This window comes from uncultured Azohydromonas sp., from assembly GCF_937926365.1.
Classification (GTDB): Bacteria; Pseudomonadota; Gammaproteobacteria; order Burkholderiales; family Burkholderiaceae_C; genus Azohydromonas.
Genome location: NZ_CALAOH010000086.1, coordinates 1 through 7,616, shown reverse-complemented (window position 1 = coordinate 7,616; position 7,616 = coordinate 1). Strand labels below are relative to the sequence as shown.

At 66.6% G+C, this 7,616-nt stretch carries 6 protein-coding genes; 3 read left to right on the top strand and 3 right to left on the bottom strand.

What is annotated here, in order from left to right:
* Nucleotides 1-77: 77 nt before the first annotated feature.
* Together Q0741_RS08725 and nifA are read left to right on the top strand one after the other, a co-directional pair.
* A complete protein-coding gene (locus Q0741_RS08725; RefSeq protein ID WP_298232813.1) occupies nt 78-533 on the top strand; it encodes a ferritin family protein in 456 nt (151 codons plus the stop codon).
* A gap of 441 nt (nt 534-974) precedes the next feature.
* On the top strand, nt 975-2,750 hold the full coding sequence (nifA, locus tag Q0741_RS08720) for a nif-specific transcriptional activator NifA (RefSeq protein ID WP_298232812.1): 1,776 nt from the start codon (nt 975-977) through the stop codon (nt 2,748-2,750).
* A gap of 218 nt (nt 2,751-2,968) precedes the next feature.
* On the opposite strand, the gene Q0741_RS08715 is transcribed toward nifA, so the two are convergent.
* Genes Q0741_RS08715 through Q0741_RS08705 form a run of 3 tightly spaced genes read right to left on the bottom strand, consistent with a single transcriptional unit; the run spans nt 2,969 to nt 6,127 of the window.
* Complete coding sequence (locus Q0741_RS08715) at nt 2,969-4,318, bottom strand: MFS transporter (protein WP_298232811.1); 1,350 nt, start codon at nt 4,316-4,318, stop codon at nt 2,969-2,971.
* 50 nt (nt 4,319-4,368) lie between these two features.
* Complete coding sequence (locus Q0741_RS08710) at nt 4,369-5,310, bottom strand: 3-keto-5-aminohexanoate cleavage protein (protein WP_298232810.1); 942 nt, start codon at nt 5,308-5,310, stop codon at nt 4,369-4,371.
* A 25-nt stretch (nt 5,311-5,335) separates the two neighbouring features.
* The gene (locus tag Q0741_RS08705; RefSeq protein WP_298232809.1) at nt 5,336-6,127 is read right to left on the bottom strand and encodes an SDR family oxidoreductase; all 792 of its coding nucleotides are present in this window, start codon (nt 6,125-6,127) and stop codon (nt 5,336-5,338) included.
* A gap of 354 nt (nt 6,128-6,481) precedes the next feature.
* Between Q0741_RS08705 and Q0741_RS08700 the strand changes: the two genes are divergently transcribed.
* On the top strand, nt 6,482-7,579 hold the full coding sequence (locus tag Q0741_RS08700) for a GAF domain-containing protein (protein ID WP_298232808.1): 1,098 nt from the start codon (nt 6,482-6,484) through the stop codon (nt 7,577-7,579).
* Nucleotides 7,580-7,616: the final 37 nt, after the last annotated feature.

The window sequence follows — 7,616 nt, the reverse complement described above, 5'->3', positions numbered from 1 at the left end:
GCACCGAGCACGCCAACGTCGCCTGGGAATACCCGCGCGGCGGGCACGGCATCCTTTTCAAATTCGGTTGAGCACGCATGAACGACGTTGAACGATTCCTGGCCCACGCCGTCCAGCTCGAGCGCGAGGCGGCGCGGCGCTACGAGGAGCTCTCGGCCGCCATGGGCACCGAGGGCAACGCGGAGCTGAAGGACTTCTTCAGCAAGATGGCGCGCTATTCGCGCCAGCACCTGGCGCAGGCCAACGCGCGCGCGGGCTTCCGCGACGTGCCGCCGCTGGCGGCCGACGAGTACCACTGGCCCGACGGCACCTCGCCCGAGACGGCCGACTGGGTGGGCGTGGACGCGCAGATGGGCGCGCGCGAAGCGCTGGAGCTGGCCCTGGCCAGCGAGCGCCGCGGGCATGCCTATTACGGCGCCATCGCCGCCACCACCACCGACCCGGAAGTGCGCCTGCTGGCGCAGGAGTTCACCCAGGAGGAGGGCGAGCACGTGGCCGAGTTGGAGAAGCTCCTGGCGCGCTGCGCCGCCTGAATCCTCCCTTCGTTGGCGCTGAAAACATCCCGTTCGGGCTGAGCCTGTCGATGCCCCCGACACAGCTTGCCTGCGGCCCTTCGACAAGGCGCTCCTGAGCTTGTCGAAGGGCCCAAAGCGAACGGATCTCCTTCGGTTGCGGCTTGCATCCAGAGCAAGTTCCAGCCACTCAAGCCCATGCCGCCCGGCCGTGCTCAGGCGCCGCCGGGCGGTGCTTTTTCGCGCGTTTCAAGAGGCACGGGGTCAACCCTTCACCGCCTTTGCGCCACGTCAAATCATGTGCAGGAAGTCATTCGCGCAAACCCTTGGTGGTGTGGTTTTTGCGCGTTGACCTGCGTCATGGCTGCACCGACCCATCCCATGCCCGAACCTGAAGCAGACATGCACCGGAGCGTTGCGACCGGCACCGCAAACGTTCCCAACCCAGCACGGAGGTCTGCCATGCCCAGTCGTTCTCCCGGTGAGCAGCGTTCCCACCTGGAACTGGTGACCATCTACGAGATATGCCGAATCCTCGGCGCCTCGCTGGACATCGGTCGCACGTTCAGATCCGCGCTCAACGTGCTCACGGCCCACCTGGACCTGCCACGGGCCATGATCGTCACCCCTGCCGAAGATGGCGGCACGCTGCAGGTGCACAGCTCGGTGGGCCTGACGCGCGAGCAGGCGCAGCGCGGGCGCTGGGCCGTGGGCGAGGGCGTGGTGGGGCGGGTCTACGCCACCGGCATGCCCGTGGTGGTGCCCGACATCGGGCAGGTCGCGGAGTTCGTGGATCGCACCGGCGCCTTCGGCCCGCTGGCGGACGACGAGCGCATGCTGGCCTTTATCGTCGTGCCGCTGAAGAGCGACGGCGCGGTTTCGGGCGTGCTGGCCACGCAGCGCGTGGTCAAGGGCGGCGCGCGGCTGACCGAGGACCAGCGGCTGCTGACCATGGTGGCCACGCTGCTGGCGCAGGCGCTGATGCTGCACGAGACCGTGCGCGAGGAGCACCGGCGGCTGCAGCAGGAATCCATGCGCATGCAGAAGGCGCTGCAGCGCGTGCAGCCGCGCTCGCGCTTCACGCTGGACAACGTGGTGGGCGACTCCGCGCCCATGCAGCAGGTGTTCCTGGAGGTGCAGCAGGCCGCGCCCTCGCGCGCCACGGTGCTGCTGCGCGGCGAGAGCGGCACCGGCAAGGAGGCCATCGCCCGCGCCATCCACTTCCTGTCGCCGCGCAAGGATGCGCCCTTCATCAAGGTCAACTGCGCCGCGCTCACCGAGTCGCTGCTGGAGAGCGAGCTCTTCGGCCACGAGAAGGGCGCCTTCACCGGCGCCGCGGGCGAGCGCAAGGGCCGCTTCGAGCTGGCGCACGGCGGCACGCTGTTCCTCGACGAGATCGGCGACATCTCGCCGGCGTTCCAGGCCAAGCTGCTGCGGGTGCTGCAGGAACGCGAGTTCGAGCGCGTGGGTGGCAGCAAGCCCGTGAAGGTGGACGTGCGGCTGATCTGTGCCACCAACCGCGACCTGGAGAAGATGGTGCAGCGCGGCGAGTACCGTGCCGATCTCTACTACCGCATCAACGTCGTCTCGATCTTCCTGCCGCCGCTGCGCGAGCGCCGCGCCGACATCCCCGCGCTGGTCACCCACTTCCTGGAGCGCTTCAACAAGGAGAACCGCCGCAAGCTGCGCATCACCAACGAGGCGATGGAAGTGCTGGCGAGCTGCTACTGGCCCGGCAACGTGCGCGAGCTGGAGAACTGCGTGGAGCGCACCGCCACGATGGTGCAGGGCGAGGTGATCCGCGACTTGGCCTTCCCGTGCCGCCAGAACCGCTGCCTGACGCAGACGCTGCACTTCATCGACAAGGCCGACGCCGTGGCGCCGGCCGGTCCCCGGCCTGGCGCGGACACGGGCTCAGGCACGGGGCAGCCTGCCGGCGGCGCGAGCCGGCCGGCCCCGGGCGGCTGGAATCCCGCGCCGAAGGAGCCGGCGCTGCCGGTTGAGGCAGTCGAAGAGGCCGATGCCGGCGTAACCACCATCGGCCCCACCGTGCACGTGCGCCCGCCGGGCGAGCGCGCCGGCTCCGGCACGCCGCCGCAAGGCGAGCGCGAGCGGCTGATCTGGGCCATGGAGCAGTGCGGCTGGGTCCAGGCCAAGGCCGCGCGGCTGCTGCGCGTGACGCCGCGCCAGCTGGGCTATGCGCTGCTCAAGCACCGCATCGAGGTGCGCAAGTTCTGATCGCCATCGGCGGCGATGGAACAGCCGCCGCGCCTGCGTGCCACAGCCTTCGGACTCCTCCGGCTTGGCACGCGGCTTCGTGAGCCTGGCCGTGGCTTGTTGAGCCGACAAGCTTTAGGCACGCCTCACGACGCCGCCAACGGCACTTGACATAAGCTGTATTGCGAAGCCGAGCCCGATTCCAGCCTGAAACCGGGCTCAAGCCCCCCGGTTTGCGCTCAGGAAGCCGGCTTGATCATGGGCTCACCCAGGCCCGGCGCCGCCTGGCGCTCGCAGCGGGAGGCCTTGGCAAGCCCGGGCACCAGCAGCAGGCCGATGGCCGCGGCACCCAGGATCACGGAGAAGCCCGCCGAGCTGCGGCCCGTGGCCGCTTCCACCATGCCGAACAGGTACGGGCCCACGAAACCGCCGAGCAGGCCGATGGTGTTGATGAAGGCCAGGCCCGCCGCGGCCTGGATGCCCTGCAGGCGCTTCATCGCGATGGCCCAGTAGGACGGCAGGATCCCGCCGCCGAAGAAGGCCGTGGCCACGAACAGCGCGATCTGCACCGCCGGGCGCTCCGTGGCGAGGAAGGCGCAGGCGCTGAGCAGCAGCCCGGCCGTCAGCGCGCCCAGGAACACGAAGTCGCTCTTCACGCGGCGATGGATGCGCGGCAGCGTCAGCACGCCCAGCAGGAAGCCCAGGCCCACGCTGCTGGACATCACGCCCACCAGGAACGGCGAGTCGATGTTCATCTGCTGGATCATGGCCGGCGTGAAGAACACCAGCCCGACGAAGGCGACCTGGTTCAGGAAGTAGATCAAGCCGGTGAGCACCGTGCTCGGCCGCTTGATCGCGGCCATCCAGTCCTGCGAGGACAGGTTCGAGTGGCCGGCCTGGTCGATGACGGCGCGACTTTCCAGCGCACGCGCCTCCTCGCGCGAGAGCCACTTGGCGTCGCTGGGCCGCTCGGCCAGCTTGAAGTACAGAAGGATGCCGACGGCGATGGTGGGCAGCCCTTCGAGCATGAACATCCACTGCCAGCCGTGCAGCCCGCCCAGGCCGTCGAGCTGCATCAGCGCGCCGCCCAGCGGATTGCCCAGCAGCAGCCCCAGGGCCGGCGCGGTGTAGATCCAGCCGACCACCACCGGCCGGTCCTTGGGCGCGAACCACAGCGTCACCATGTACATCAGCGCCGGGAACAGGCCGGCCTCGGCAATGCCCAGCAGCACGCGCAGCACATAGAAGGACATTTCGCCCTGGACGAACATCATCGCCACCGACAGCGCGCCCCAGGTGACGGCGATGCGGGCGATCCAGGGCCGGGGGCCGATGCGGTGCGCCAGCAGGTTGCTGGGAACCTCCAGCAGCGCATAGCCCAGGAAGAAGATGCCGGCCCCCAGCCCGTAAGCCGCCGCGCTGATGCCCAGGTCCGCCGCCAGGTGCGCCTTCGCCAGCGACACGTTGGTGCGGTCTATATAGGACATGAAATAAATGGCGCACAGCAGCGGAATCAGCCGGGCCATGGCCTTTTGCGTGGCGATACGGTGCGTCTCGTCCACGCTGCCTTCAATGGAGCGGTTTCCCATGTTGTCTCCTGTGAAATCAAATTCAGGTTCGCGCCGATCGGCGCTCGAATTCAGAACGCAACCTGTTCCCTGCCCTTGAGGCCCAGCATGGCGCGCGCCTCGGCCGGCGTTGCGATTTCCAGCGAAAGCTCTTCCAGGATGCGGCGAATCTTGCGCACCTGCTCGGCGCAAGATTTCGCCAGCTGGCCTTTGCCCAGATACAGGCTGTCTTCCAGCCCCACGCGCACGTTGCCGCCCATCACCGCACCCATCGTCAGCAGCGGCATCTGGTGGCGCCCCGCGCCCAGAATGGAAAAGCGGTAGTTATCGCGCCCGAAAAGCCGGTCCGCGGTCGTGCGCATCAGCACCAGGTTTTCAGGGTCCGGGCCCAGCCCGCCCAGGATGCCGTAAATGCTCTGAATGAACAGCGGCCCCTTGACCAGGCCTTCGTCCATGAAATGGGCCAGGTTGTAAAGATGCCCGACGTCGTAGCACTCGAATTCGAAGCGCGTGCCACAATCTTCGCCCAGCACTTGGAGAATGTGCTTGATGTCCCGGAAGGTATTCCGGAAGATCATGTCCTCCATGCCTTCGATATAAGGCTTTTCCCAGTCGTGGCGCCAGTCTGAAATCTTGCGCGCGGCCGGGTGGATCGAGAAATTCATCGACCCCATGTTCAGCGAGCACATCTCGGGCTTGGCCTTCAAAGGATAGGCCAGGCGTTCCTCCAGCGTCATGCGGGTGCTGCCGCCGGTGGTGATATTGATGATGGCGTCCGTCGCGGCGCCGATGCGCGGCACGAACCGGTCGAATACCCTGGGGTCCGCCGTCGGGCGCCCATTTTCCGGGTCCCGCGCGTGCAAATGGATGATGGCCGCGCCCGCCTCGGCCGCCTCGATGGATTGCCGGGCAATTTCATCCGGCGTCAGCGGCAAATGCGGCGACATGGTGGGCGTGTGCACCGAGCCCGTGACCGCGCAGCTGATGATGACCTTGTCCTGAGTTTTCTTCATGGCTGGCTCCTGGTTGATTCGAGGCTCAGAGGTATTCCATGTTTCCGTCCACGCTGATGGCCTGTCCGGTCACGTTGCGCGCGGCGGGCGAGGACAGGAACAGCGCCATGGCCGCCACGTCCTCGGCGCTCACCATGCGGCGCAGGGAAATCTTGCGCAGGTATTCCTCGCGCATGGCTTCCACGCTGACCCCGGCCGCCGCGGCCCGCGCCGCGATGACGCTGCCCATGCGCTCGCCCTCCACCGTGCCCGGCAAAATGGCGTTGACCCGAATGCCCTGCGGGCCCAGCTCGATGGCCAGCGATTTCATCAAGCCGACGATGGCCCACTTGGTCGAGGCATAAGGCGTGCGCAGCGCATAACCCAGCCGGCCCGCGACGGAACTCATGGCCAGCACGCACGGATGGGCCTTCGACTGCTTGAGCAGCGGAACGGCCCGGCGCGCGAAGTAATACTGGCTGTTCAAATTGACGGCCATGGTGCGCTCCCAGCCCTCGGCGCCAATTTCCTCGATCGGCCCCGTCGGCCCGGCAATACCGGCGTTGTTCACCAGCACGTCCAGGCCGCCCAGCGTGGTGCGCAGATCGTCGAATACCCGGTCCACGTCGGCCGCCACCGACGCATCGGCCACGCTGGACGTGATTCCCGGTGCCTCGGCGCTCAATCGGCGCAACGCGGCCTGGTCAATATCACAGACGTGCACGCGGGCACCGATTTCGCAAAATGCGCGCGCGACCGTGGCCCCAATGCCGCTGCCGCCGGCGCTCACCAGTACCCGCAATCCGGCAGCGGGGCGGAGCGATTCAAGAATACTCATGAGAAACAACCATCCTTATGGGGCACCGCTGAGTGCGGAGCCTGGCGTCCCGGCCTCGATTCGCAGGCATCGGGAACATGACAAGTGAGGACGGAAGTCTCGTTGGCCGGGGCTCGCAAGCCTATGTGCTGCGGCCACATATGTCGCGCCGATTCAATGTGAGGGTTGCACTCAGTATTAACCCTTAAACCGACCCGCAGGCAGTGCCGCCGCGGGCGGTTGGCCGGTGGCACCGAATGCTCACGACGCCACCGGGGACGGGCGCTCTGGGATACTGACCAGCGGCCTTTTCCCTATGAGCCTCCCATCCGGAATCTCATGATCCCGCTCCGGATGCACTGACCAGGAATCGACATGAAAACCGCTGCACCCCACCCTGGCATCGAGGAAATGGCCTGGGATCTGGTCAACCTGCTGCATCGCGGCGCGGCCCTGGATGAAATTGCCGGTCGCCTGGCGCAGGTCGAAAAACTTCCGGACAGCCTGCCCTGGAAATCCACGCTGGCCGAGCTCGCGCGCATGGCGTTGACGGTCCAGAATCGCCTGGACCTTTTGCAGCAACGTGAAAAGGGCATGCTGGCCGTGATCGAATCGGCGCAGGATTTGTCCAGCCGACTCGACCTCCCGAGCCTGCTGCGCGCCATAGTTTCCCGTGCGCGAAACCTGTTGGGCGCCGACCTGGCCTGGCTTTCGAGCTACGACCCGGAGCAGCAGGAATTCCACGTGCTGGTCAATGACGGCGCCCTGCTCCAGAACACCACCAACATGGTGGCCCAGAAAAATGCCGGCGTGGTCGGCATGATCATGGCCACGCGCATGCCCTTCGCGACGCCGGACTATTTGCACGACAACCGCTTTCAGCACCACCCGCGGCTGGACGACACCTTTCGCGGCGAAGGCATCGTCGCGCTGGTGGGCGTGCCGCTCATATGCAACGATGAGGTCATCGGCCTGCTGTTCGTCGCCGACCGGTATCACCGCAGCCACACCGCGCTCAATACTTCCATTTTGAGTGCACTGGCGGCCCATGCGGCCGTGGCCCTCAGGAATGCAAAAGCCTTCGAACAGGCCCGAGCGGCGCTCGAGGAAGCGGATGCCGCCCGTGTCCAATTGGAGCGGCATATTCTCGGCGTCAAGGCCGCCACCGAAGCCCATGACCAGATGACCTCGCTGCTGGCCAAGGGTGCCCCGCTGTCCACGCTGTGCCAATCGGTGGCGCAATCCCTGGGTGGTGGCGTGATCGTGCTGGATGAAGCGGCCCAGGTCATCGGCCGCGGCAGCGCGGCGGGATATTCGGTCGAAGAAATCGAGGCCCAGGTTTCATTGCAAGGCCCGCGAAGCGCCGAACTCGCGCAGGCGCTGCGGCAAAGCCGCCAGCTCGGCCGTTCCGTCATGGCCTACCAGGCCGATGGCGAAACCTGCAGGGTCGTGGCGGTAAGTCACCTGCAATAAATTATTTAACTCAAAATGCCATTTTGTAGAGTGTCCC